The organism is Corallococcus carmarthensis, assembly GCF_003611695.1.
Classification (GTDB): domain Bacteria; phylum Myxococcota; class Myxococcia; order Myxococcales; family Myxococcaceae; genus Corallococcus; species Corallococcus carmarthensis.
On sequence record NZ_RAWE01000057.1, the window covers coordinates 23,528 to 48,569 of the forward strand.

Annotated in this window: 16 protein-coding genes and 1 other RNA gene; 6 read left to right on the forward strand and 11 right to left on the reverse strand. The window is 69.6% G+C overall.

Annotated features, from left to right (window positions below; all coding sequences use genetic code 11):
* Positions 1-16 precede the first annotated feature (16 nt).
* On the forward strand, positions 17-6,082 hold the full coding sequence (locus tag D7X32_RS17570; RefSeq protein ID WP_120603710.1) for an alpha-2-macroglobulin family protein: 6,066 nt from the start codon (positions 17-19) through the stop codon (positions 6,080-6,082).
* 47 nt (positions 6,083-6,129) lie between these two features.
* Here D7X32_RS17570 and D7X32_RS17575 read toward each other — a convergent pair whose 3' ends face one another.
* A complete protein-coding gene (locus D7X32_RS17575) occupies positions 6,130-7,305 on the reverse strand; it encodes an EndoU domain-containing protein (protein ID WP_120603711.1) in 1,176 nt (391 codons plus the stop codon).
* Between the two features lie 86 nt (positions 7,306-7,391).
* Between D7X32_RS17575 and D7X32_RS17580 the strand changes: the two genes are divergently transcribed.
* Positions 7,392-8,216, forward strand: coding sequence for an SDR family NAD(P)-dependent oxidoreductase (locus D7X32_RS17580; protein WP_120603712.1), 825 nt, complete (start codon positions 7,392-7,394; stop codon positions 8,214-8,216).
* 30 nt (positions 8,217-8,246) lie between these two features.
* Here D7X32_RS17580 and tyrS read toward each other — a convergent pair whose 3' ends face one another.
* From tyrS to ssrS, 3 genes are all read right to left on the reverse strand, one after another.
* Positions 8,247-9,509 (reverse strand): tyrosine--tRNA ligase, encoded by a 1,263-nt coding sequence (tyrS, locus tag D7X32_RS17585; protein WP_120603713.1) that lies wholly within the window; start codon positions 9,507-9,509, stop codon positions 8,247-8,249.
* Between the two features lie 93 nt (positions 9,510-9,602).
* A complete protein-coding gene (locus D7X32_RS17590; protein WP_120603714.1) occupies positions 9,603-10,235 on the reverse strand; it encodes a 5-formyltetrahydrofolate cyclo-ligase in 633 nt (210 codons plus the stop codon).
* A gap of 19 nt (positions 10,236-10,254) precedes the next feature.
* Positions 10,255-10,447: non-coding RNA, 6S RNA (gene ssrS, locus D7X32_RS17595), on the reverse strand.
* Positions 10,448-10,605: 158 nt separating this feature from the next.
* On the opposite strand from ssrS, the gene D7X32_RS17600 reads away from it, so the two are divergent.
* The 3 genes from D7X32_RS17600 to D7X32_RS45970 all read left to right on the forward strand — a co-directional run bounded on the left by D7X32_RS17600 (position 10,606) and on the right by D7X32_RS45970 (position 12,875).
* The gene (locus D7X32_RS17600; RefSeq protein ID WP_147450182.1) at positions 10,606-11,601 is read left to right on the forward strand and encodes a tetratricopeptide repeat protein; all 996 of its coding nucleotides are present in this window, start codon (positions 10,606-10,608) and stop codon (positions 11,599-11,601) included.
* A gap of 77 nt (positions 11,602-11,678) precedes the next feature.
* The gene (locus D7X32_RS17605) at positions 11,679-12,593 is read left to right on the forward strand and encodes a serine/threonine-protein kinase (RefSeq protein WP_244239054.1); all 915 of its coding nucleotides are present in this window, start codon (positions 11,679-11,681) and stop codon (positions 12,591-12,593) included.
* 108 nt (positions 12,594-12,701) lie between these two features.
* Positions 12,702-12,875, forward strand: a complete 174-nt coding sequence (locus tag D7X32_RS45970; RefSeq protein WP_167506483.1) for a hypothetical protein — start codon at positions 12,702-12,704, stop codon at positions 12,873-12,875.
* Here the strand turns inward: D7X32_RS45970 and D7X32_RS17615 are convergent, their stop codons facing one another.
* From D7X32_RS17615 to D7X32_RS17645, 6 genes are all read right to left on the reverse strand, one after another.
* Positions 12,876-14,018 (reverse strand): cysteine desulfurase family protein, encoded by a 1,143-nt coding sequence (locus D7X32_RS17615; protein ID WP_120603718.1) that lies wholly within the window; start codon positions 14,016-14,018, stop codon positions 12,876-12,878. It lies immediately after the preceding gene.
* Positions 14,015-15,136, reverse strand: coding sequence for a DHH family phosphoesterase (locus D7X32_RS17620; protein ID WP_120603719.1), 1,122 nt, complete (start codon positions 15,134-15,136; stop codon positions 14,015-14,017). Before D7X32_RS17620 ends, D7X32_RS17615 begins: the two co-directional genes overlap by 4 nt.
* Positions 15,137-15,325: 189 nt before the next feature.
* The gene (locus tag D7X32_RS17630) at positions 15,326-16,165 is read right to left on the reverse strand and encodes a Fic family protein (RefSeq protein WP_120526510.1); all 840 of its coding nucleotides are present in this window, start codon (positions 16,163-16,165) and stop codon (positions 15,326-15,328) included.
* A gap of 121 nt (positions 16,166-16,286) precedes the next feature.
* Positions 16,287-17,624: a DUF8689 domain-containing protein gene (locus tag D7X32_RS17635; RefSeq protein WP_120603720.1), complete on the reverse strand. Its 1,338-nt coding sequence runs from the start codon at positions 17,622-17,624 to the stop codon at positions 16,287-16,289.
* A gap of 60 nt (positions 17,625-17,684) precedes the next feature.
* Entirely contained in the window at positions 17,685-18,635 is a 951-nt protein-coding gene (locus tag D7X32_RS17640; protein ID WP_120603721.1) for a branched-chain amino acid transaminase, read from the reverse strand.
* A gap of 124 nt (positions 18,636-18,759) precedes the next feature.
* Positions 18,760-19,701, reverse strand: a complete 942-nt coding sequence (locus D7X32_RS17645; protein ID WP_171447323.1) for an AAA family ATPase — start codon at positions 19,699-19,701, stop codon at positions 18,760-18,762.
* Positions 19,702-19,892: 191 nt separating this feature from the next.
* On the opposite strand from D7X32_RS17645, the gene D7X32_RS17650 reads away from it, so the two are divergent.
* The gene (locus tag D7X32_RS17650; protein WP_120603723.1) at positions 19,893-20,120 is read left to right on the forward strand and encodes a hypothetical protein; all 228 of its coding nucleotides are present in this window, start codon (positions 19,893-19,895) and stop codon (positions 20,118-20,120) included.
* Between the two features lie 124 nt (positions 20,121-20,244).
* Here D7X32_RS17650 and D7X32_RS17655 read toward each other — a convergent pair whose 3' ends face one another.
* Positions 20,245-24,837 carry a response regulator gene (locus tag D7X32_RS17655; protein ID WP_120603725.1) on the reverse strand — a complete coding sequence of 1,531 codons (4,593 nt, stop codon included), beginning with the start codon at positions 24,835-24,837 and terminating at the stop codon, positions 20,245-20,247.
* Positions 24,838-25,042 lie beyond the last annotated feature (205 nt).

The following is a 25,042-nucleotide window of genomic DNA, read 5'->3' on the forward strand; positions in this document are numbered from 1 at the left end:
CTAGAGTGCCGCCCCTATGTCTTCACCTCCGCGCCCGCGTACATCCGCCGTCGTGCTGTGCCTGCTGTCCCTCGTGTTGTCCTCCGTGTCCGTGGCTGCCCCCGAGAAGGCGCTCCCGACGTGGAAGGCCATCGACGCGCTCGTCGAGGACGACAAGGTGGAGTCCGCCGCGCAGGGGGCCGAGGCCCGGCTCGCCGCGGCGAAGGCCCAGGGTGACGCGGACGAGTGGACGCGCGCGCTGATCCGCACGGTGCAGCTGCGCACGCGGCTGCATGGCTATGAGACGGCGGTGCGCTTCCTGCGCGAGCAGCCCTGGCCAGAGGGGCTGCGGCCGCAGGCCACGCTCCACCTGTTCCAGGCGGCGGTGATCGCCAACTACGTGCAGGCGTACGGCTACGAGATTGGCCAGCGCGAGCAGGTGGTGACCTCCGGGACGGTGGACCTGAAGGCGTGGACGAAGGATCAGCTGTCGGCGGAGATCCAGCGCGAGTACGCGGCCGTCTGGGAGCTGCGCCAGAAGTTCGGCACGGAGCCCGTGAAGGTGCTGTCCGAATACGTCACGCCCAACACGTATCCGGAGGGCATCCGCTCCACGGTTCGCGACGCGGTGACGTACCTGTGGGTGGCGTCACTGGAGAGCACGGACCTGTGGCGCCCGGAGCAGGAGCAGGGGGTGTACCGGCTGGACCTGGGCGCGCTCCTGGAGGGCACGCCGAAGGTGGAGCTGAAGGAGCCGTCCGCGCATCCGCTGTTGAAGATCGCGGCGGTGCTGGGCGACCTGGAGGCGTGGCACCTGGCGGCGGGCCGGCGCGAGGCGGCGCTGGAGGCGCGGCTGCGGCGCTACGAGGTGCTGGCGGCGTCCTTCACCGACGTGGCGGATCGCCAGCGCATCCGTGAGCACCTGGCCGCGCACCTGAAGGGCTTCCGGGACGTGCCGTGGTGGTCCATGGGCCAGCACCAGCTCGCGACGATGGAGCAGTTGGCGGGCCGGCGGGTCACGGCGCACGCGCTGGCGAAGGCGGGCGTGGAGGCGTGGCCGAAGTCGGTGGGTGGCGCGCAGTGCGCGGAGCTGGTGGCGAGCCAGGAGGCGCCGGAGCTGTACGCGTCCGTGATGCAGGTGGACGGGCCGGGCAAGCGTTCCATCGCGGTGCAGCACCGCAACGTGGGCACGCTGTACTTCCGGGCGTTCGCGCTGGACGTGGAGGCGCAGCTCGCGAAGCCGGATGCGAACCTGATGCTGTCCACTTCGAACAAGGAGGTGCTGCGCATGGTGGCGTCGCGCAAGCCCGACGCCGTCTGGAGTACGGCGCTGCCGCCCACGCCTGACTTCCAGAGCCACCAGACCTTCGTGACCCCGCCGGCGCTCAAGCCGGGCACGTACATCATCGTCCTGTCCACGCGCGAGGACTTCGAGAAGAAGAACAGCAAGCTCCTCTCCCTGCCGCTGTCCGTGTCGCCCTGGGCGGTGACGGTGCAGAAGGCCAACCCGAACCAGGCGGAGCTGCGCGTGGTGGACGGCGCCACGGGGGCGGGCGCTCCGAACGTGGAGGTGCGGCTGGTGAAGCCGGACTTCCGCACGCGCCGCTTCGGCATCACCAGCCGCCGCACCGACGCGAACGGCGACCTGGTGCTGGAAGGCACGGACGCCAACCGCTACGACGAAATGCTGCTGGTGGTGGGCCGGGGGCAGGGCGCCATGGTGTTCCCGGGCTCGGTGTACCTGTCCCCCCTCTATGAATCATCCCCGCAGGACCAGGCGCTCATCTACACGGACCGCGCCGTCTATCGCCCCCAGCAGAAGCTGCTGTGGAAGGTGGTGGCGTACCGCCCGGAGGAGATGTCGAAGCGCTACCGCGTCCTTCCGGATTCGCCGGTGACGGTGACGCTCGTCGATCCCAACGGTCAGGAGGTGGCCAAACGCGAAGCGCGCACCAACACGTTCGGGTCGGTGGCCGGAGAGTTCGGCATCCCGTCGGGACGTCCCCTGGGCCAGTGGTCCGTGCGCACGAGCCCCAGTGGCTACGCGGGCGTGCGCGTGGAGGAGTACAAGCGGCCCACCTTCGAGGTGACGCTGAAGGACGCGCCGGATGCGCTGCGGCTCAACCGGCGCGCCACGTTCCAGGGTGAAGCGCGCTACTACTTCGGCCTGCCGGTGACGCGCGGCGCGGTGAAGTGGCGCGTGTCGCGCGAGCCGGTGCTGCCGCCCTGGTGGTTCTGGGAGCGCATCCCGGCCACCTCTCAGCTGGTGGCCTCGGGTTCGGCCCCGGTGGGAGAGGACGGCGGCTTCACGGTGGCGTTCACGCCGGAAGCGGACGAGCGGCTCGCGAAGGCGCAGGGCGTGTCGTGGCGCTACCGCGTGGAAGCGGACCTGACGGACGAGGGCGGTGAGACGCGCTCGGCGAGCCGTTCCTTCCGCCTGGGCTTCGTGTCGGTGGAGGGCCGCGTGGAGTCCGACGTGGGCTTCGTCCGCGAGGACCTCCCGTCGGAGGTGCGGCTCGTCCGCGCGAATCTGGACGGTGCTCCGCAGGCCGGACCGGGCCGCTGGCGGCTCATCGCCTTGAAGGCACCTGGACGTCCGCTGATGCCGTCGGAGGTGCCGGTCGAAGCGCCCCGGCCCCTGGACGCGGCAGCGCAGGAGCGCAAGGAGGTGTCCCCCACGCCGGGGGATGCGCTCAAGGCGCGCTGGGAGTCGGCCTTCGACGTGGATCAGACGCTGCGGAGCTGGGACGACGGCGCGGAGGTGGCGCAGGCGGCGGTGACGCACGGCACGGACGGTGTCGCCGCCGTGAAGCTGCCGGCGTTGCGCGCGGGGGCGTACCGCCTGCGCTACGAGACGACGGATGCGTTCGGCCAGAAGGCCACCGCGCAGCGGGACTTCCTGGTGGCGGGTGTGCGGGCCCCGGCGGGGTTGCCGGCCGTGCTGGAGGCGGAGCGCGCTTCCGTGCGCGTGGGTGAGGTGGCGCGGTTCCTGGTGGCGTCCGGCTTCGAGGGACAGCCGCTGGTGATGGACGTGTACCAGGGACGCCAGCGCATCGAGCACCGCCAGTTGAAGGCGGGGCAGGGGCGCGCGGTGGTGGAGATTCCGGTGACGGAAGGCCTGCGCGGCGGCTTCACCGTGGTGCTCTCGCTGGTGCACGACTGGCAGCCCCTGCACTTCCAGCAGACGGTGTCCGTGCCCTTCGACGACAAGGAGCTCAGCCTGGAGTTCGCCACGTTCCGCGACACGCTGCGGCCCGGCGCGAAGGAGACCTTCCGCGTGACGGTGAAGGGGCCGAAGGGCGCGAAGCTGGAGGCCGGGGCCGCGGAGCTGCTCGCGTACATGTACGATCAGTCGCTCAACGTCTTCGGACCGCACACGCCGCCGCAGGTGGCGCAGCTGTATCCGCAGCAGACGGCGTACGTGGACTTCCGCTCGTCCGGGGGCAGCTCCAGCGCGGACTGGCTCTTCGACGAGCTCGACCGGGGCCGGCCTTCCGCGCCGGCCCCTTCCGACGATTCGCTGAAGTTCGAGGACGGCTACGGGCTGGGCGGCCCGGGCTTCCGCCACGGCTACGGTTACGGGAGGGGCGGCATGCGCATGCGTGCCATGGCCGCGAAGCCCGGGGCCGTGCAGCGGGAGTCGGCGGACGCAGCGCCTCCTCCGCCCCCTCCGCCTGCTCCGTCGTCCCCCTCCGCGTCGGGAAGACCGGTGCTGGAGCAGAAGCGGCGTGAGATCATCCAGATCATCAAGGGGGCGCCCGGCGCTCCGGAACCGGGGGAACCGGAGCAGCCGCTGCGCTCCAACTTCGCGGAGACGGCGTTCTGGATTCCGCAGCTGCTCACCGGTCCGGACGGCGCGGCGGTGCTGGAGTTCACGGTGCCGGACTCGGTGACGGCGTGGGACGTCTGGGTGCACGCGCTCACGCGCGACCTGCGCGGTGGCTCCACGCAACGCGCCACCCGCAGCGTGAAGGAGCTGATGGTGCGCCCCTACCTGCCGCGCTTCCTGCGCGAGGGGGACCGCGCGGAGCTGGAGGTCGTGGTGAACAACGCGGGAGCGCAGGCGCAGCAGGGCCAGCTCACGTTCGACATCGTGGACCCGGACACGCAGAAGAGCCTGGCCGCGGACTTCGGCGTGAAGACGGCCACGCAGGCCTTCACGGTGGCGGCGGGGAAGGGCACGCATCTGCGCTTCCCCATCACCACGCCCGCGCGCGTGGGCCCGGTGGCCTTCCGCGTCATCGCGAAGACGGGCGCGTTCAGCGACGGTGAGCTGCGGCCCCTGCCGGTGCTGCCTGGCCGCATGCACCTGTCCCAGTCGCGCTTCGCGATGCTGAGCGACAAGGACCGCAGGACGCTGACGTTCGACGACCTGAAGCGCACCGATGACCCCACGCGGGTGAACGAGCAGCTCGTGGTGACGGTGGACGCGCAGCTGTTCTACTCCGTGCTCCAGGCGCTGCCGTACCTGGTGGACTACCCCTATGAGTGCACGGAGCAGACGCTCAACCGCTTCGTGTCCACGGGCATCGTCTCCAGCCTCTTCGACAAGTATCCGGCGGTGGCGAAGGTGGCCAAGGACCTGAGTCAGCGCAGCACGCGCTTCGAGACCTGGGACGACGTGGATCCGAACCGGAAGATGACGCTGGAGGAGACGCCCTGGCTCAACGAGGCGAAGGGCGGGACCGGAAACGACGACGCGCTCCTGCGCGTGCTGGATCCGAAGGTGGCCAGGGCCCAGCGCGCGTCGTCGCAGGAGAAGCTGCGCAAGGCGCAGAACGCCGACGGTGGCTTCCCCTGGTGGCCGGGCGGCCCGTCGTCGCCGTACATGACGCTCTACATCCTGCATGGCCTGTCGCGCGCCATGGAGCACGGGGTGGACGTGTCGCCCGCCATGACGGAGCCGGCGTGGGGCTACCTGGCCACGCACTTCCGGAACGACTACGCGAACCGGCTGATGAAGAAGGACCTGGGCTGGGAGTTCCTCACGTTCCTCAACTTCGTGGCGTCGGCGTATCCGGACGCGCGCTACACGGGCGAGGCGCTCACGGCGGCCGAGCGACAGCGCATGCTCGACTCCTCCTTCAAGCACTGGAAGGAGCACTCGCCGTACCTCAAGGGGTACCTGGCGCTCACGCTGAACCGGGCGAAGCGCGGCAAGGACGCGATGAAGGTCTGGGACAGCGTGATGGACTCCGCGAAGACGACCCGGGACCAGGGCACGTTCTGGGCGCCGGAGGACCGGAGCTGGCTCTGGTACAACGACTCCACGGAGACGCACGCCTTCGCGTTGCGCACGCTGTCGGAGCTGAGTCCGAAGGACCCGCGCCGCGCGGGCCTGGTGCAGTGGCTGCTCCTGGACAAGAAGCTGGGCCACTGGAAGTCCACGCGCGCCACGGCGGAGGCGCTCTACGCGCTGGTGAACTACATGGAAGCGGAAGGTTCGCTGGCCGCGCGCGAGGAGCTGAAGGTGACCGTGGGCCCGAAGGTGGTGACCATGAGCTTCTCGCCGGACGTGTACACGGGGAAGAAGAACCAGGTGGTGCTCACCGGGCCAGAGGTGAACGCGGGCACGGCGACCACGATTGTGGAGAAGACGACGCCGGGCTTCGCCATCGCCTCCGCGACGTGGCACTTCTCCACGGAGGAGCTGCCGAAGGAGGAGCGCGGCGACTTCTTCCAGGTGTCGCGCCGCTACTTCGTGCGGATCCGCGAAGGCAACCAGACGCTGCTTCGCCCACTGGCGGATGGTGCGCGGCTGCAGCCCGGCGACGAGGTGGAGGTGCAGCTGTCGCTGCGCACCAAGCACGCGGCGGAGTACGTGCACCTGCGAGACCCGCGCGCCGCGGGCCTGGAGCCGGAGAACGCGCAGTCCCGCCACAAGTGGGACCTGGGCATCGTCTGGTACGAGGAGACGCGCGACTCGGGGACGAACTTCTTCTTCGAGCAGCTGCCGGCCGGTGAGTACACGTTCAAGTACCGGCTGCGCGCCAACCTCGCGGGCACGTTCCGCGTGGGCCCGGCGACGGTGCAGTCCATGTACGCGCCGGAGTTCACCGCGTACTCCACGGGCGCGGTGCTCACCGTGGACAAGGCGCCGTAGGACGGCAGCAGGGCAGGGGGCCCGCGTCCTTCAGGGGCGCGGGTCCGCTACTCCGAGCAGGTGGCGGCCTCGTCGGTGGGGTGCAGCGTGGCGATGCCGTAGGTCCCGTTGCGCGTGCCGCACCAGATGCGCCAGTTGCCGCCCTCGACGTCCGGCGCCGAGTACACGCCGCCTTCCTTCTTTGCCCCACCACGCGCGCAGCAGCGCGCGAACGCGCGGGTTCCGATGGCGGCGATGGAGACCGCGTCCTGCGACGTCGGGAAGCCGCCCATCCGCTTCACGCCGCAGGACCAGGGCGACAGACCCTTGAAGCGGATGAGGTACTGCTCTCCCCGCACCGCCTCTTCGCCCTTCACGGGGCCCTGGTAGCAGACCTTCCCCTCCGCCTCGAGCTGCGCGTAGCGGGGCAGGAAGTGGAGGCCGCCAATCGGGCCGCGCTGCCAGTCGTCCCCGCAGAAGACGTGCGTGAACGCGTTGCGCGGGCCGGTGCTCACCCACAGGCTCGTGAGCCATTCGATGTTCGCCTGCCGCGAGCCCGGCCGGCCCGCCGCGGACAGCGCGCGCTGCACCCGCGCGTCGTCGTAGTGCTTCGCGAAGAAGCGCTGCACGTCTCCAGCGCTCACGCTCGCATCAGGACGCGCGGGGCACAGGTCCAGCACCTCACGGTCCAGCGCGGACAGCGCCGGGGCCTTCGCGAAGAGGGGCGCCTGCTCACAGGTGCTCGCACACGCCGCTGCTTCGCCCGGCGCCGCCGCACGACCCGCGGGCGCACGGACCTCCACGGCGCCCGCTTCCCCGTCGTCCGACTCCGTCCCGAGCGCGCCCGCACCTGACCCGCCCCCGAGCGACTTCGCCGCCTCCGCGAGGGATGATCCACCGCCCCGCGATGCCTGCTGCTGGCGCGTGTTCTCGTGGTCCGCTCGCACGAGCGCGTCCGTGCCGGGCGCCTTCTGGACGGCATCCGTGGGCGTGCCATCGCAGAGCACCCAGCCCTCGGCCTTCGGCCCCTGGAGCTTGCACCACACGCGGTCCGGGCCCCCCTTCTTCATGAGCGGATAGGACACGCCGGGCTGCACGGAGAAGACGACCTTGGCGGACTCGGGCTGCTCCACCGCGTCCACGGACTCTTCGGTGACGAAGACGCCGCTCCCCGCGAGGGCAGCGGGGGACACGGAGAGGGCGAGGGCCAGGAAGAAGCAGGCGAGCGACCCGGAAAGGCGCATGGTGCGCCGGACTCTAACAGGGGCGCCCACGGCCCGCTGTTCCCCGGTTGCGCATGGCGCCGCACCGCGAAATAAGAGCGCCCGACATGAAACCGATGAATTTCCGAGGCCGCTGGGTGCTCATTACCGGTGCGTCGTCCGGCCTGGGGCTGGAGATGGCCCGCCTGCTCGCCAAGGAGCACGGCGCCCACATCATCGCCGTCGCACGGCGCGAGGACCGGCTCACCGCGCTCAAGGCGGAGCTGGAATCCGCGCACGGTGTGCAGGTGCTGCCCCTGTCCGCGGACCTCACCCGGCCCGGCGAGGCGGCGCGCGTCTTCGAGACCGCCACCACGGGCCGCACCGTCGACGGCGTCATCCTCAACGCCGGCGTCACCTACTTCGGCCACGCGCTGGAACAGCCGCCCGAGTCCTTCGACGCGATGCTGGCCACCAACATCACCAGCGTGGTGCGCATGTCCCAGCTCTTCGGCGCGCACTTCGTGAAGCGGGGTGGGGGAGGGGCGCTGATGCTCGTCGCGAGCACCGCGGGCTTCGCGCCGCTGCCGTACCAGACGGCCTACGCGGCGACGAAGTCGTTCGTGATCAGCTTCGGACGAGGCCTGGCCTACGAGCTGCGCAAGGCGGGCGTGTCCGTCACTGTCTTCGCGCCGGGCGGCATCGCCACGGAGATGCTGTCGCTGTCAGGACTGGACCGGAAGTTCAAGGCGGGCGACCTGGGCATCATGTCCGCGGAGGCCTGCGCGCGCATCGCCGTGGACGCCTTCGAGCACCGCCGCGAGCTCGCCGTGCCCGGCGTCCTCAACCGCTTCCTCGCCACGATGATGAAGCTGTTGCCCCACGGCTTCCTCGTCCAGCGCTCCGCCGCGCTGTACGAAGGCGCGATGCCGAAGGAGCCGCCCGCGCCCTGAAGCAGGCCCGGGCGGCATCCCGCGCGGCGCTCAGGACAGCTTCACCCGCGTGACCTTCAGCTTGCCCACCTGCACGGTGTATTCACCGGCCCCCAGCTCCGCCTTGGGGTCGGTGATCTTCTCACCGTTCACCTTGACGCCACCCTGGCCCATCATCTTGCGCGCCTCGGTGGCGGAGGCGACGAACTTCGTCTCCGGCAGCAGCTTCGTCACCAGCAGCTTCTCCGCGCCCGCGAGCGACACCTCCACGAGCGGCAGGTCCTCCGTCGACAGCTCCTTCTTGGCGAAGCGCTTCTCGAAGTCCTCCGCGGCCTTGCGCCCGGCCTCTTCACCCTGGAAGCGCGCCGCCATCTCCTGCGCGAACGCGACCTTCGCGGCCTTGGGGTGCGCCGCGCCGGACTTCGTCTTCTCCTCCAGCTCCAGCACCTGCTTGAGCGGCATGGAGGACAGGAGCTTGTAGTACCGCCACATCAGGTCGTCGGTGATGCTCATCAACTTGCCGAAGATGCTGTCCGCCGGCTCGTCGATGCCCACGTAGTTGTCCAGGCTCTTGGACATCTTGTCGCCGGTGATGACGCCGTCCACGAGCTTCGCGTCCAGGCCCTCCAGGATGGGGCCCGTCATGATGACCTGCGGCTCCAGGCCCTCTTCCTTCATCAGCTGACGGCCCACGCCCAGGTTGAAGAGCTGATCCGTCGCGCCCAGCTCCACGTCCGCCTTCAGCGCCACGGAGTCGTAGCCCTGCAGCAGCGGGTAGAGGAACTCATGCAGGGAGATGGAGCGGTTCTCCCGGTAGCGGGTCTTGAAGTCGTCGCGCTCCAGCATGCGCTGCACGGAGTAGCGCGAGGCCAGGCGGATCATCCCCTCGGTGCCCAGCGCGTCGAGCCACTCCGAGTTGAACTTCACCACCGTCTTGTCCGGATCCAGGACCTTGAAGACCTGCTGCTTGTACGTCTCCGAATTGACCTTCACCTCGTCCCGGGTGAGGGCCGGCCGTGTCGCGTTCTTGCCGGTGGGGTCGCCGATGAGGGCGGTGAAGTCACCGATGAGGAACACCACCGTGTGGCCGAACTCCTGGAAGCGCCGCATGCGCGTGAGCAGCAGCGAGTGGCCCAGGTGCAGGTCGGGACGGCTGGGGTCGAAGCCCGCCTTGATGACGAGCGGCTTGCCCTTGTCATACGAGCGCTGGAGCTTCTTCTTGAGGTCCTCCGGCACCTGCAAATCCACGGTGCCGCGAGTGACTTCTTCGAACTGTTCTTCGGGGGTCGCCTTGCGCAGTGCGTCCGGGTTCATGGCGCCGCGGACACTAGCCCAAAAAAGACAACGGGCAGGGCGGGACTTCTGCAGTCCGCCCCACCCGTGGCTGTCACCCCATCCGCCCGAAGGCTAGGTGTCCAGGAAGTCGAAGCTGCGGCACAGCCCGCGCAGCGTCTGGCTCTCCGTGACGATCTGGTCCATGTCCACGTCGTCGCTCGTCGTGGGCAGCGCCTGGACGATCTGGTCGTTGAAGGCCAGCCCCACCCGGCGGCTGCGTGAACTGGCCGCCTTGAGGGTGGCGTCGTAGTAGCCACCGCCGCGCCCCAGCCGCTTGCCGTCCGGGCTGAAGCCCAGACCGGGCACCACGAACAGGTCGATCTGATCCACCGCAATCAGGTCCGAGGAGTTCGTGGGCTCCCGGACGCCCAGGCGTCCCGGCTCCAACTCGCTCTCCGACTTGATGGCCCGGAAGGCCAGGATGCGCCCATGCACGTGGGACAGCGGGTAGCAGACGATCTTCTCGTCCTGCAATGCCGCGATGAGGATGTCCCGGGTGGGCACCTCGCCCCGGATGGGGGCGTAGAGGGCCACCGTCCGCGCCTTGTGATAGTAGGGCGATGCCAGGAATCGAGACTGGACCTTGAGGCCTCGCTCATCGATGAGGTCATTGGTCATCGCCTTGCGGCGCGCCGTGAGCTCCTCACGAAGCGTTACCTTCTTCTCCGCCGCCGCCGCCACCGTATCCGCCGCCGTCTCGCTCACCGCCGCCGCTCCAAAGAAAGAGTCCCCCGCCGAGCCGTGTGTCCAGCGTCCATTGAACCCTTAGAAGCCAGGTGGGGACCGAAATCATGTCACCGCAGGCTTCCCTCATCCCCGGTGAAGGGGGAGGGCTTGCACATGGCGACCGAAACGGACCCCGGAATGGACGTATCGGTTCGAATTTCTGCTGGGCATCACGCACCCCGCAGGGAACAGACCTTTTACTGCTCAAATCGCGCTACAAGTCCTTAGAATCACTGGGAAATCCCAGGGCGTTCTGGGAAAATGATAAGGATGGAGAAGCGTGCGGTCAAGCCGTCCTCGCGCGTTTACAAGCCGCCCCGTGGACTTCTATGATGCCCGGGTCCCCGACATGTCGCCCCCGACCTCAACATTGGCTCTCGCGGCGGTAGTCTGCCTCGCTTCCGGATTCGCCTGGGCGGGTCCGCAGCTGAACAGCACCTACCAGGCAGATGCCTTCGGCCCCATCGAGTTGCGCTCGGACGGGGAACATCTGCTCGGCACCGCGCCGGCAGGCGGGCCCTGCCAGCGCCCGGTCGCCGAGCAGATCCTGACGGGCGACTTCCAGGGCAACGTCTTCCTGGGGGAGATCACGCTCTGTCAGACAGGGGACACCTGCACCCCGTCCCGGAGCTTCCCCGTCATGCTCGTCTACAACGTGGAGGAGCGGGCACTGGGCGGCGTGGTGAAGCTGGAGGACGACTGCGAGTCCCCGGCCCTGCCCAAGAACCGGATGCTGGTGCTGCGGGCGACGGACCAGGGCGCGGCCCTGACGCCCCCCGTCGCGGCCCCGGCGCCGGAGCAGCGTCAGGCGCAGGCCGCTCCCCCGCCGCCTCCGTCTGGTGGGGCCGCGCAGGTGGCGGCGCAGCGCCGGCTGGAGCCGGTGGACGTGGCGGCCACGTTGAAGCTGGGCCAGTCCCTGCTGGCGCAGAGCCCCATCGCGGCGTCGCAGCAGTTCCAGTTGGTGCTGGCCCAGGAGAAGGAGAAGAACAACGCCTGGGCGCTGACGGGCATGGGCGTGGCGCACTACCTGCGGAAGCAGCATCCGGAGGCGCTCCGGTTCCTGGAGCAGGCGCGCAGCGTGGGCAGTGGCGCAGCGCGGGCGGAGGCCTTCTTCTGGACGGCGTGCGTGAAGCGGACGGCGCAGGAGTCGCGGCTCGCCCAGGAAGCGCTGCGCCGCGCGCTGGCGGAAGGCTGGTCCCCTCCGGAGGGCAACGTGCTGGTGGAGCGCGAGCTCCAGCAGTTCTCCAATGAAGGGGCGTTGTACGAGGCGCAGTTGAAGCAGGCCCGCGGCCGCAAGCGGGTCCAGGGTCGTGAGTCGCAAGGAGCTGGAAGCGCCAGCCCGTGAACGCGCCGACCCCCGTGTCGAAGCCCGTCCGGGTCTTCGGCAACTACGAAATCCTGTCGTTGCTGGGCAAGGGCGGCATGGCCGAGGTGTACCGCGCGCGCGTGCGCTCCGGTCCGTACGAGGGCTGGACGGTAGCGCTCAAGCGGCTCCTGCCCGCGCTCACCCGCGACCCGGCGTCGGTGGACCTCTTCCGCCGCGAGGCGCAGCTGTCGCGCCAGCTGGACCACCCGAACATCGTGAAGGTGTTGGACGCCGGGATGCTGGACGACGTGTCCTTCCTGGTGATGGACCTGGTGGACGGGCGCGACCTGGGCCACATCCTGCGCCGGTGCAAGGCGCGCGGGATTCCGCTCCCCGTCGACTTCGCGGTGTACCTGGCGAAGGTGTTGCTGGAGGCGCTCGCGTACGCGCACACCGCCACCGGACCGGACGGGACGCCGCTGGGCATCGTCCACTGCGACGTGTCCCCGTCCAACCTGTTCATCTCGCGGGTGGGGGAGATCAAGCTGGGCGACTTCGGCGTGTCGCGCGTGCTGGTGGACGGGAAGCTCCAGGGCGGCGAGGTGCTGGGCAAGCCGTACTACCTGTCCCCGGAGTCGCTGCAGGGCGCCGTCGCACCGGAGGCGGACCTGTGGGCCGCGAGCGTGGTGCTCTACGAGCTGCTCACGCTGGGCCGGCCCTTCGTGGGCACGACGCCGGAAGAGGTCTTCGCGGGCATCCTGTCGCGCAAGTACCGGCCCCTGAGGTCGGTGCGGGCGGACATCCCGGAGGCGCTGGACGCGGTGCTGGCGCGCGCGTTCGCTGAGAACCCCGAGGACCGCTTCCCGTCCGCGGAGGAGTACGCGAAGGCCCTGTCGCCGCACTTCGACGAGAACGTGGGCACGCCGCTGGCCATCGCTGCGGTGGTGCGCGGCCTGTTCGGCACCACGGACGAGATGCCCGTGTACCGGGGCTCGCCGCCGGCCAACGGCTCCCCTGACGACAACGGGTAGCCGGGCGGGCAGGGCCCTGGCGCGCGGCTTCCCAGCCGGTGGAGCCCGCTGCGGCACCTGCCCCGGATGATGACCTTTCCTCCCGCGAACATGCACCGGGAGGAATCCATGGCGACCGAGCGAAAGCAGCAGAAGCCCGAGAAGGAACAGCCCACCCGCGAGACGCGGCACGGCGACGAGCGACTTCCGCCCAAGGCCGATGAGGCCAAGGAGGGCATGCCTGGCTACGGACAGCCCGACCCGGAGGTTCGCGAGAAGAACCTGCCCGACCAGAAGTGGTGATCAGCCCAGCGCGCGCACCAGGGGCACGTGGGTGCACAGCGCTTCCACCACGCGCTCCACCTCCGCGCGCGTGGTGGACGGGCCCAGGCTGAAGCGCAGACTTCCGCGCGCCTGTGCCGGGGTGAGGCCCATGGCGCGCAGCACGTGGGATGGGGACAGCGTGCCGGACGCGCAGGCCGCTCCCGACGAGACGCGGATGTCCTCCAGGTCCAGCGCCATTAACAGCGCTTCGCCCTCCACGCCGTCGAAGCGCAGGTTGCTGGTGTTGGGCACCCGGGGCGCGGGGGCTCCGTTCACCGTCACGCCGGGCAGCCGCTGGAGCACCTGCTGTTCGAAGGCGTCGCGAAGGGCGGCGAGCCTCACGGCGGTGCCGGACTGATCCGCGGTGGCCAGCTCCAGGGCCAGGGCCAGGGCCTCGGCGTAGGGCACGTTCTGCGTCCCTCCGCGCCGGCCACCTTCCTGGTGCCCGGGCGTCAGCGCCCGCACGTCCACGCCCTTGCGCACCACGAGCACGCCCACGCCCTGGGGTCCTCCGAACTTGTGCGCGGAGAGGGAGAGGAGATCCGCGTCCACTTCACGCAAGGACAGCGGCACCTTGCCTGCGGCCTGCACCGCGTCCGTGTGGAAGAGGATGCCGCGCTGACGGCACGCGCGCGCGGCTTCCGCCACCGGCTGCAGCACGCCCGTCTCGTTGTTGGCCCACATCAGCGAACACAGCGCGGTGTCCGGCGTCAGCGCCTCCAGCACGGCCTCCAGCGGCACGCGGCCGTCGGCAGCGGGGGACAGCCGCACCACCTGGGCGCCGTCCTTCTCCAGCTGCGTGAGGGCTCCCAGCGCTGACGGGTGCTCCACCGTGGTGGACACCACGCGGCGGCGCTCCTTCACCGGCCGGGCCGCGTACGCCCCCAGAAGTGCGAGCGCATCCGCCTCGCTGCCGGAGGCGGTGAAGGTGATCTCCTTCGGCTCGCAGCCGAGCACGCGCGCCACCTTCGCTCGCGCCGCATCCAGCCGGCCCCGGGCCTCGCGCCCTCCGCCGTGCACGCTGGACGCGTTGCCGAAGCCGCCTTCCGTGAAGGCCCGCGCGAGCAGCGCGCCCACCTCCGCGCGCACCGGCGCGGCGGCGTTGTGATCCCAGTAGATCACGTGTCCTGCGCGGACAGCAGCGACACCGGCCGCTCCTCGGCGACACCGAAGGCATCGAGGAAGCGCGACACGACCTCGCGCTTGAGCGCCTTGCGCTTGTTCGCGCTGCCGGACAGGGGCAGCCGCGCGCCCGCCATGCTGCCGTGGCCGCCGGACGAACCGCCCAGGTCCTCGCACAGCTCGCGGATGAGGCGGCCCGCGTTCATGCGCCGGTCCTTCACGCGCAGGCTCAGGAAGAGCTGGTTGCGGAACGTCCCGTACGCCAGGGACCACTTCATCCCTTCCAGGTACATCATCCGCTCGGCGACCTCCGCCACCATGTCCGGGGAGTAGACCTCCTCCAGGTCGGTGATGATGGCGGTGCCGTAGACCTTCGCCTTCTCGATGGACGTGTGGAACAGCTGGAAGAAGCGCGCCGGCAGCTCCGGGTGCTCGATCTGTCCCAGCAGATCCTTGTCACAGCGGGGGAACAGCCACAGGTAGCTGTCCACGTCCGTCTGGGTCGTCTCACGGCCCAGGTCCCGCGTGTCCGCCTTGATGCCGTAGAAGAGCGCGGTGGCGATCTCCACGGACGGCTCCAGCCGGGCGGCCCGCAGGTACTCCACCAGCATCGTGGAGGTGGCGCCAAAGTCGCCGCCCACATCCGCGAAGGGCGCCAGCAGGCTCTCCTCGCGCAGCGGGTGGTGGTCCACCACCAGGTCCGCCCGGTAGCGCGCCGGCAGCGAGTGGTTGCGCACCGGCGGCTGCGTGTCCACCAGGCCGAAGAGGTCGTACTGGCTGAAGTCGATCTGCGACACGTGCGACACCGGCAGGTGCAGCACGCGCACGAAGGCGACGTTCTCCGCGCGCCCGATGATGCCGCCGTAGCCCACCTGGGCTTCGATGCCGGCCTTGCGCTCCAACAGGTGGGCGAGCGACACCGCCGCCGCCATGGAGTCAGGGTCCGGGTTGTCGTGCGTGAGGATGAGCGCCCGGCGATGGCCCTTGGCCACCTGGAGCAGGCGGCCCAGCTTGTCGGCGGCAGGCAACTTCGCCAACCGCGCTGGCGGAGGCTCCGTGAGCTCGCTCCCGGCGGGAAGCTGGGCGCGACGGCTTTGGAGGGTCGGGGTCACAGGCATGGGGATTCTTCTTTTACTTCCTCCGGCACGGGGATTCGAGAAGTCGGATGTTGTCCCCGTAACGTTCCGGAAAGGGTGTTTCCAACACCCCAATGGTGTCGACGTGCCGCGCGTTCTTCATGCCGCGGCGGGGGACGGGCGGGACGGTTGCCCCCTCGCCAGTCCCCCCATGGCACGCCGCCCCACGCGCTACTCCACGGTCTTGTACTTGCGGCCCAGGTCGCGGAAGTACTTCACGCCGTTGTCGAGCGAGTTCTCCATCGCGTCCATCAGCACCGTGCGGAAGACGGCCACGGGCGCGCGGAAGGACTCGTAGTAGCGCTGCCGGTCGATGGAGTGGATGACCGCGGGCATGTAGCCGTTGCGCAGCAGGATGAGGTTGCTGCACATGCGCCCCACCTTCCCGCTGTGCTCGGTGAAGGGGAAGATCTGCAGGAACTCGTGCTGCACCACCGCCGCCTGCTTGATGGGGTGGAACTCGCGGAACTCCGCGCTGGCGGTGTGGTCCACCAGCTTCTCCAGCCGGGCCTGGATCTTCGCGGGCTGGGTGATGTCGTGGAAGTAGGTGCGGTGCAGGGGCATGTCCTTGCGCAGCCCCGCGCGGTCGCGCTCCTTGGCCAGTTCCTTCTCCGTGCGCTCGCGGCGTTCCATGCGCGCGCGCTCCGCCAGGGCCTCCGGCGTGTTGCCCAGGAAGAGGTCGTGCATCCGCTTGATGGTGGTGAGCGTGAGCGCGGACTGCTTCTTCGCGCCCGCGGCCTCCTCGCGGATGAAGTCCGCCACGGCCTTGTGGTTGCGGATCTCCAGCACCACCGGGATCATGGAGGCTTCGGCCGCGGTGCGCTCCGGGAAGAGCGCGGCCATCAGCTCCTGGTGCGTGTACACGACGCCTTCGAGCGCTGCGTCGTGGTAGATCCACGACATCTCGAAGCGGTCGAGGTACTCACGCGCTGGCGGCTTGCCCTTGTAGATTTCAAGGTACTCGCGCAGCTGCTCGTTCTTCTCGTCGATGTCCTGGTAGCGTTCCTTCACGGACTGCGGCTCCTTCTCGCTCCGGCCCGCCCCGGGCGCTGATTCTCAAGAGGCTGCGCCGGGAGGTACAACGGCACGCGGAGTCTAGAAATTCCGCGCGGTTGGAACAAATAAAACCCGACTAGAGATTCACCAGGAACACTTCGCAGGCCTGATCGAGCAGGTCTTTTGAAAGGGCTGGCGGGATTTGCCGGTATCGGGCCGCGTCCCGGATGAGCGACACCAGGTCGCGGGGGTGGCAGGAGCGCATCTCCATGCTGCGCGGCTTGTAGTAGTGCTCCACCAGGTAGGTGATGGCCTGGTCCACGTAGGGAATGCCCGCCGCCTCGCACACCCGGCGGAAGATCTCCCGGTAGGACTCTTCGTCCGGATTGCCTACTTCAATCTTGTACTTGATGCGCCGGAGGAAGGCTTCGTCCACCAGCTCCTTGGGGTCCAGGTTGGTGGAGAAGACGAGGAGCTGGTCGAACGGAATCTCGAACTTCTTGCCGGTGTGCAGGGTGAGGAAGTCCACCCGCTTCTCCAGGGGGACGATCCACCGGTTGAGCAGGTCCGTGGGGTGGACCTTCTGGCGGCCGAAGTCGTCGATGAGGAGCATGCCGCCGTTGGCCTTCACCTGGAACGGCGCCTCGTAGAAGCGGGTGCTCTCCGAGTAGATGAGGTCCAGCGTCTCCAGCGTCAGCTCGCCGCCCACCACCACGGCGGGGCGCCGGCAGAGCGACCAGCGCTTGTCCATTTCGAAGGTCTGCCGGCGGCCGCCGGAGTCGCGGCCAATCTCCAGCGGCACGGCCGTGTGGATGATGCTGTCGAAGACCTTGATGATCTGGTTGTCGATTTCGAGGCAGTGCGGGACGAACACCTCGCCGCCGAACATGTGCGAGATGGCCTCCGCCAGGCTCGTCTTGCCGTTGCCCGGCGGGCCGTAGAGGAAGAGCGAGCGGCCGGAGTTCACGGCCGGGCCCAGCTTGTCCATCAGCTCCGCGGGGACGGTGAGGTGGCCCAGGGCGGCGACCAGGTCCTCCTGGCCCACGACGGGCGTCTCCTCCGTCTGGCTGCTGATGAGGGCGTTGTACTGCTCGATGGGGACGGGGGCGGGGCCCACGTAGGTGGAGCGGGTGAGGGCGTCACGCGCGTACTCGCGGCCCTTCTCCGTGAGGGCGAACTCCACGGACGCGCGGCCAAAGCCCTTGCCGCCGCGCAGGTCCACGAGCTTCTCCGCGGCGAGGAAGTCCACCACGTGCTCGACGACGCCGGACCAGGGCAGGCACATGCTCTCCGCGATGGCCATGCCCGTGCCGGTGCCCGCGTAGTACAGGAACTTGAGGCCCAGGTCCGCGAGCAGACCCATCCTCAGTCCCGTGTCCTCCAGCGACTTCGGCTCCGCGGGAGCGATGTCGAGGACGGAGGGGTTCTCCAGCTTGAACGGATTGTCGTCGTACGCGTGGCCGGCGGGAGGCATCGGGTACGGGTTCTACCCGATTCCCCCGGCCGCCGGGACTTCACGTCCGCGGACTGTCCGTCAAACGTAGGTCAGCCAGTCCGCATAGCGTTCTTCCTGGCCTCGCACGACGCGGAAGTACGTGTCCTGGACGAACCGGCTGATGGGGCCGGGCTTGCCGTCGCCCACCTGGCGGTTGTCCACCTCGCGCACGGGGGTGATCTCCGCGGCGGTGCCGGTGAAGAAGATCTCGTTGGAGATGTAGAGGGCGTCACGGGTGAAGGTGACCTCCTCGATGGTGGTGTGCCCGGCGTCGCGCAGCAGCTTCAGCACCGTGTCGCGGGTGATGCCGTCCAGGACGGGGGACGAGAGGGGCGGCGTCTTGATGATGCCCTTCTTGTTCACCATGAAGATGTTCTCGCCGGAGGCCTCCGCGACGAAGCCGCTGATGTCCAGGAGGATGGCTTCGTCGTAGCCGGCGAGCACCGCCTCGCGCTTGGCGAGGATGGAGTTGACGTACTGGCCGGTGATCTTCCCGCGCACCATGTTCACGTTCACGTGGTTGCGCGTGAAGGAGCTGACCTTGGCGCGGATGCCCTCCTTCATGCCCTTGTCGCCCAGGTACGCGCCCCAGTCCCAGGCGGTGATGCCCACGCGGGTGGGGTTCACCGCGCCCAGGCCCATGGCGCCGTCGCCCATGAAGGCCACCGGACGCAGGTAGGCGCCGTTGGCGAACTGCGCCTTCTGCTTGCGCAGCAGGTCCAGCGTGGCCTCGACCAGCTCGTCTTCGCTGTAAGGCATCTGCAGCATGATGATGTGCGCGGAGTCGAGCAGGCGGCGGATGTGCTCGCGCAGCCGGAAGACGGCGAGCCGGCCATCATGGGTCTTGTAGGCGCGGATGCCCTCGAAGACGCCCAGGCCGTAGTGGAGGGCGTGCGTCATCACGTGCACGTTGCCCTCGTCCCATTTCATCAGCTTCCCATCGAGCCAGATGTGTTCGGCGCGCAGCACGGAGGATGAGGTCGAGCTCATCGGGAAGGTCCTTGTCGGGCTAGGGGTGGGACGGCTTGGGGACTTGTATCCAGGGCCACCGGGGACGCAAAGCGTGAAACGCCAACGAACCGCCCAAGAGTCCCCTGGGGCGCGGCGCCCTGCGTCAGGCCTGGGCGATGGTGGGCAGGTTGGCGCGGGCCTTCTCGATGTCGCCTTCGTATTTGAGGACGAGGTTGAGCGTGGCGGCGACGACGTCCGCGCTGAGCGCTTCGGCGTTGAGCAGCGCCAGGCTCTGCGCCCAGTCCAGCGTCTCGCTGATGGACGGGGCCTTCTTCAGGTCCAACGCGCGGATGGCGGCCACGGCCTCCACCACCTGCTCGGCCAGCACCTGGGGAACCTCCGGCAGGCGCGAGCGGACGATCTTCAGCTCGCGCTCGCGGTCCGGGAAGTCGATGTGCAGGTGCAGACAGCGGCGCTTGAGCGCGTCGGACAGCTCGCGGGCGTTGTTGCTGGTGAGGATGACGCGGGGGATGTGCTTCGCCCGGATGGTGCCCAGCTCCGGCACCGTGACAGCGTTGTCAGAGAGGACCTCCAGGAGGAAGGCCTCGAACTCCGGATCCGCCTTGTCGATTTCATCCACCAGCAGCAGGGCCGGCGTGGGCGACAGCTGGGCCTGGAGGATGGGGCGGGGGAGGAGGAAGCGCTCGGAGAAGAACACCGCGTCGCCGGACGCGAGCCGGTCCGCGGCCTCCGCCAGCGTGGACGTGCCCTGGGTCAGCTCGCCAATCTTGTCCTTGAGCAGCTGGGTGTAGAGCAGCTGCTTGGCGTACTCCCACTCGTAGAGGGCCTTGGCCTCGTCCAGGCCCTCGTAGCACTGGAGGCGGAGGAAGGTCCGGTCCAGCGCCTGGGCCAGGGCCTTGGCCAGCTCCGTCTTGCCCACGCCGGCCGGGCCTTCCACCAGGATGGGCTTGCCCATGCGGTCCGCCAGGAACACCGCCGTGGCGATCTCCGGCGAGGACAGGTAGCCCACCGCTTCCAGGCGACGCGCCGCGTCCTCCACGCTGGTGAACGAGCGAATCTCCGGAGTCAGTTGAGGGGGGCTCACGGCCGTCAACTTAACCGACGGTTTCCCGCCGACTGCGGCAAAAATGCCAGGGTTGTGGGGGCGTCGTCCGCACTCTTGAGGGCCATGGGAGCTGTAACCCTGCGGAATCAGGGTGCGTAAATATTTGCGCACCGTGGGCATGCACCGTGCATCGAAGCGTGCGTATCTCAGGACGAACGAGGTCGCGGGTCATGTGGGCGTGGATGAAGCTGGCGATGGCGGTGTTGGTGGTGGTGATGCCGGGGGGCTTCCCCCTCGTGCTGGCGTACATCGCGACGCGGACGTTGCTGGAGCGCTGGCGGCAGGCGCAGGCGCAGGCCCGGGAAGAGGGGCGGCCGGTGTCGGTGGTGCGGGACGTGGTGAGCGAGCTGCACTTCCGGGACCTCATCCGTGAGGCGCGGGCGGCCACGGCGCTGTAACCGGCAGCACCCGTCTTGAGATGGACGAAGGGCCCGGCACTCCCTGGGAGTGCGCGGGCCCTTGTCGTTTCCGGCCGCTTCCTGTGGACGCGCCCTCCCGGTGAGGGGAGGGCGGGGCGCAGGGCTACTTGTCGAGCTCGTCGACGAGCGCCGTCCAGTCGTCCTCACCGCCTTCGGGGGCGGTGGGCAGCTGCATCACCATGGTGCGCTCCGGGGCGTCCTCGTCCACGGGGACGGGAGCCGGGGCGGCGGCCTTCTTCGCGGCGGGCTTGGCGGCGGCCTTCGCCGGGGGCTTGGCGGCGGCCGGGATGACCGGGTTCGCCTGGACCGTGGCGGCCAGGTGCTCGTCCTCGGTGGCCTTGGCGCCCGCCTTCGCGGCGGGGGCGGCGGCGGCCGGGGCCTTGGTCTTGTAGCGGGCCAGCTCCAGCTCGGCGACCTTGAGCGCCTTGCTCTTCTCCTGGACGGACGTCTGGAGACGGGCGACCTCCTGGGCCTTGATGGCCTCGCGGCGCTCGAGCTCCGCCTTCTGCTTGGCGTTGAGGTCCTCCAGCTCCTTGGCCTGCCGGGCCTCCAGGTCCTTGCGCTCCTTCTGCGCCGTGGCGGCCTTCGCGGCCGCTTCGTTGGCCTTGGTCTCCGCCGCGGCGACGCGGGCGTTGAGGTCCTTCTCCGCGCGGGCGCGGGTGCTCTGGGCGTTCTCCAGCGCCAGCTCCAGGTCCTGGGCCTTCTTGGTGCGGGCCTGCAGCTGGGCCTGGGCGTCCTTGAGCTTCGCGTCCGTGTCGGCGGCGGCCTTCTGGGCCTCCTGGGTCAGCTGCGCGATGCGCTGCTCCGCCTTCGCGAACTTCGCGGCCACGTCGTCGGCCTGCTTCTTCGCCTCGGCGGCGGCGGCCTGCGCCTGCTGGGCCTGCTGCTGCGCCTGGGCCTGGGCCTGCTGGAGCTGTCCGGCCAGTCCGTCGCGCTCGCTGGCGAGCTTCTTCTGCTGCTGCGCGGCCTGCTGCAGCTGCGCGTCGCGGTCCGCGACGGCCTTGCGCGCGCCGTCCAGTTCGCCGGAGACGTTGCCCAGCTGCTGGTTGAGCGCGTCCGCCTGCTTCTTCGCCTCGGAGGCCTGGGCCTCCAGCTGGCCTTCCAGCTGCTTCACCTGCTCCGTGCGGGTGGCGACCTCGCGGTTGAGCACCTCCGCCTGACGCATCTTCTCCTGCGTCACGTGCGTGAGCTTGCGGAGCGTGTCCGACAGCTCCTTGCCCTTGGTGTCGACCTCGTTCTGGAGGAGCTCCTCACGGCGCTGCGACTCGTGGGTGAGCGTCTGGAGGCGGTCCTCCAGGTGGTGCCGCGCGTTCTCCGTCTGCGCGAGCGTGGAGGACAGCTGCGTGACTTCCGACACGCGCGTGCCCAGCTCGTGCTTGGTGACGATGAGCTGTTCGGCCAGGTCCTCGCCGTTGGCCTGGGACTCGTTGAGCTGGCGCGTGAGCTCCGCCTGCATGCTGGCGGCGGCCTGGCGGGCCTGCGCGTGGGCCTGCTCCTCGCGGGCCAGCGCATCCTGGGTGCTGGCGAGCTGGCCCTGCGTGTCGGCCAGCTGCTGCGACGTGGCGTTCAGCTCCGCGAACAGGTTGTCTCGCTCGCCGGTGAGGGCGTTGATGCGCGCGGTGGTCTCCTCCGCGAGCGCCGCGTGGGCGGTGCGCTCGGCGTCGTAGAGCCCCTGCGTTTCGGACAGGTCCGCGCGCAGCTGGCCAATCTGGCCGGTGAGGTCCTGCTCCAGCGAGTCCTTCGCGGCGTTGAGCGCCTGCAGCTCCGCGATGCGCGCGTCGCGCTCCTCGGTGGTGCGGGCGAGGAGGCCGTTGGTCTCCTGGAGGATGTCGCGGGTCTCGTTCAGCTCCGCGTCCAGCTCGTCGCGGTGCGAGGTCACCTTCGCCAGGTCGCCGCGCGTCGCCTCCAGGGTCTCCTGGGTCTGCGTGAGCGTCTGGCTGGTGGCCTCCAGCTCGCCGCGCGTCTCCGCGAGCGTGCCTTCGGTGCTGGAGAGGGTGCCCTGCGTGTCGGAGAGCGTGGCCTCCGTGCGCGCCAGCGTGTCCTGCGTCTGCGCGAGCGTCGCCTCGGTGGTGGCCAGCGTCTGGCTGGTGGCCTCCAGCTCGCCCTGGGTGGACGCGAGCGTGGCCTCCGTGTTGGCGAGCCGCGACTGCGTGTCCGTCAGGGTCTGGCTGGTGGCTTCCAGCTCACCGCGCGTCTGCGCGAGCGTGCCCTCGGTGCTGGCGAGCGTGCCCTGCGTGTCGGAGAGGGTCTGGCTGGTCGCGTCCAGCTCACCGCGCGTGGTGGAGAGCGTCTCCTCCGTCTGCGCGAGCCGGGACTGGGTGTCCGCGAGGGTCTGGCTGGTGGCCTCCAGCTCGCCGCGCGTCTCCGCGAGCGTGCCTTCGGTGCTGGAGAGGGTGCCCTGCGTGTCGGAGAGCGTGGCCTCCGTGCGCGCCAGCGTGTCCTGCGTCTGCGCGAGCGTCGCCTCGGTGGTGGCCAGCGTCTGGCTGGTGGCCTCCAGTTCGCCGCGCGTGGTGGAGAGCGTCTCCTCCGTCTGCGCGAGGCGCGTCTGCGTCTCGGAGAGCTGCTGGCTGGTGGCCTCCAGCTCGCCACGCGTCTCCGCCAGCGTGCCTTCGGTGTTGGAGAGGGTGGTCTGCGTCTCGGAGAGCTGCTGGCTGGTGGCTTCCAGCTCGCCGCGCGTCTCCGCGAGGGTGGCTTCCGTGCTGGAGAGCGTGCCCTGCGTCTCGGAGAGCTGCTGGCTCGTGGCCTCCAGGTTGCCGGTCAGCTCGGAGATGCGCGCGTCGCGGTCGGCGACGTCGGTCTGCAGGCCCTCGATGGTGCTGTCGCGCTGCGCGACGGTGTCCTCGAGCGAGGCCACGCGCGCGGAGAGCTGTTCGCCCTGGCGCTGGGCCGCGTCCAGCTGCTCGGTGAGCGCCTGGATCTGGCCGTTGAGGTCCGCCTCCAGGGCGTCCTTCGCCGCGCGCAGGTCCTCCAGCTGGCTGGTGAGGTCCTGCTCCAGCGCGTCCTTGGCCTGCTGGAGCGCCTGGATCTCGCCGTTCAGCTCGTTCTCGCGGTCCTCCAGGTGCGTCTTGACGGCTTCGACTTCGCCTTCCAGTTCACCGATGCGCTCGCGGTGCTGCTGGATGGTGGCGTTGAGCTCCGCCTCGCTGTTCTCGTTGCGGGCGATGGTCTCCTGCAGCTCGCGGTCGAGCGCGGAGATCTTCCCGTCGCGCTCCTCCACGCGCTGCGTGAGGTCCGCCTCCAGGGCGTCCTTGTCCAGCCGGAGCTGGTCGCGCTCGCCGGTGACGCGCGCGATGTCGGACTCCAGGTCCGCCACCTGCTGCGTGAGGCGCTGCTCCAGGGCGGCGCGCTCGGCGTTGAGGCGTTCAATCTCCGCGTCCGAACGGCTGGCGTGCTCCTCCGCCGTGGTGGACCGGGCCTCCAGGCCGCGCACGGTGGCGTCGCGCTCCTGCTCCGTCTGGGTCAGCCGCTCCTGGAGGGCCTGAAGCTCGCCGTCCAGTTCGGCGTAGCGCTGGTCGCGCTCGCTGACGGTGCGGGACAGCTCGGACTCGAACTGATCACCCCGGTCGCGCAGCTGGACGATGTCCGCCTCGTTGGCGCGGACGGTGTCCTGGAGCTTCTGCTCCTTGACCTCGAACTCCAGCGTGACGACGCCGAGGTGCTTCTCCAGCTTGTCGAACTCGTTGCGCCAGCTCTCCAGGTCCGTGCCGCGCCGGGCCAGCTCCTCGTCGCGGAGGTTGACCTCCTTGCGCAGGACGTTGATGTCCTTTTCCTTGGAGGCGACGACCTCGATGAGGTCCTTCTCCGAGGAGAACTTCTGGAGCAGCAGGTCGTCGACGGTGGCGCCGTGCTCGCGCTCCTTCTGGACGATGGACTGCTGCGCGTCGTTGAAGCGCCGCAGCAGGTCGTCCACCTGCATCTTCAGGCCCTGCAGCTCCACGTCCTTCTCGTGGAGGCGGTCCTCGACGGAGAGCAGCTCTCGCTCGCGGACGCTCCAGATTTCGGACAGGCGCGCGAGCTGGGCTTCCCGCGTCTTCAGCTCGTCCCGGAGGATTTGAATCTTGCCCTCGGGTGTGCCCATCAGCTCGCGGCGCGGGGGCGGGCGCTTGAGCTGGCGCGACTCGGCGAGCAGCTCCGCCTTGCGGTCCGCGATGGACGAGAAGGCCCGGTCCATGAAGGCCTTGTCCTCGTCCGTCATCGCGCTGCGGCGCTCGCGCTTGGGCAGCTTGGGCGGAGCGCCCGTGCGCACGCCGGGCATGGGCGGCGGGGCTTCACGCGGTGCGCCAGAGAGCGCGGCGTCCAGGTCCGCGTCCGTCTCGTCGGAGCCAGGGGGCACGATGCCCGCGCTCATGGAGGCCAGCTCGCCCATCTCGAAGGGGATGACGAGGTAGCCGTCCGCGGCGGCCGGGGTCTCACGGTGTTTGTTCAGACCCTCCACGCCGGAATCGGAGGAGAGCAGGAGGACCTTCAGGTTCTGGCCCCACTTGCCCTTCTTGATCTGCCCACAGAGAGCGAAGCCGGACTGGTCCGGCAGCTCCGCGCGCACGACGACGAGGTCGGGTCGGCGCTTCTCCAGCTCCCGCTGCGCGTCTGACGCAGTGGTGGCCATGGCCGTGTTGTAGCCCGCGCTCTTGAGCACGGAGGCCATGCTGAGTGCGAAGTCGTTCTGGCTTTCGACGATGAGGACGCGACGCTCCATGAAGCCCTTCACCCAGCAAAAAGTGCAGTGAAAACCGCCACATCCTATCGGGCGGGCGCAAGGCTTGGGAAGTTTCCGAGCAGTGCTCGGTCGGCTGCCTCACGAGTTCTTGCCGCGAACCGCTCCCTGTCCGACAGGGGGGACCGACCCGGGGGACGCGTCCGCATCCGGATCCCGCCCGGGGAAGTTGGTGGGCGGGGTGGGC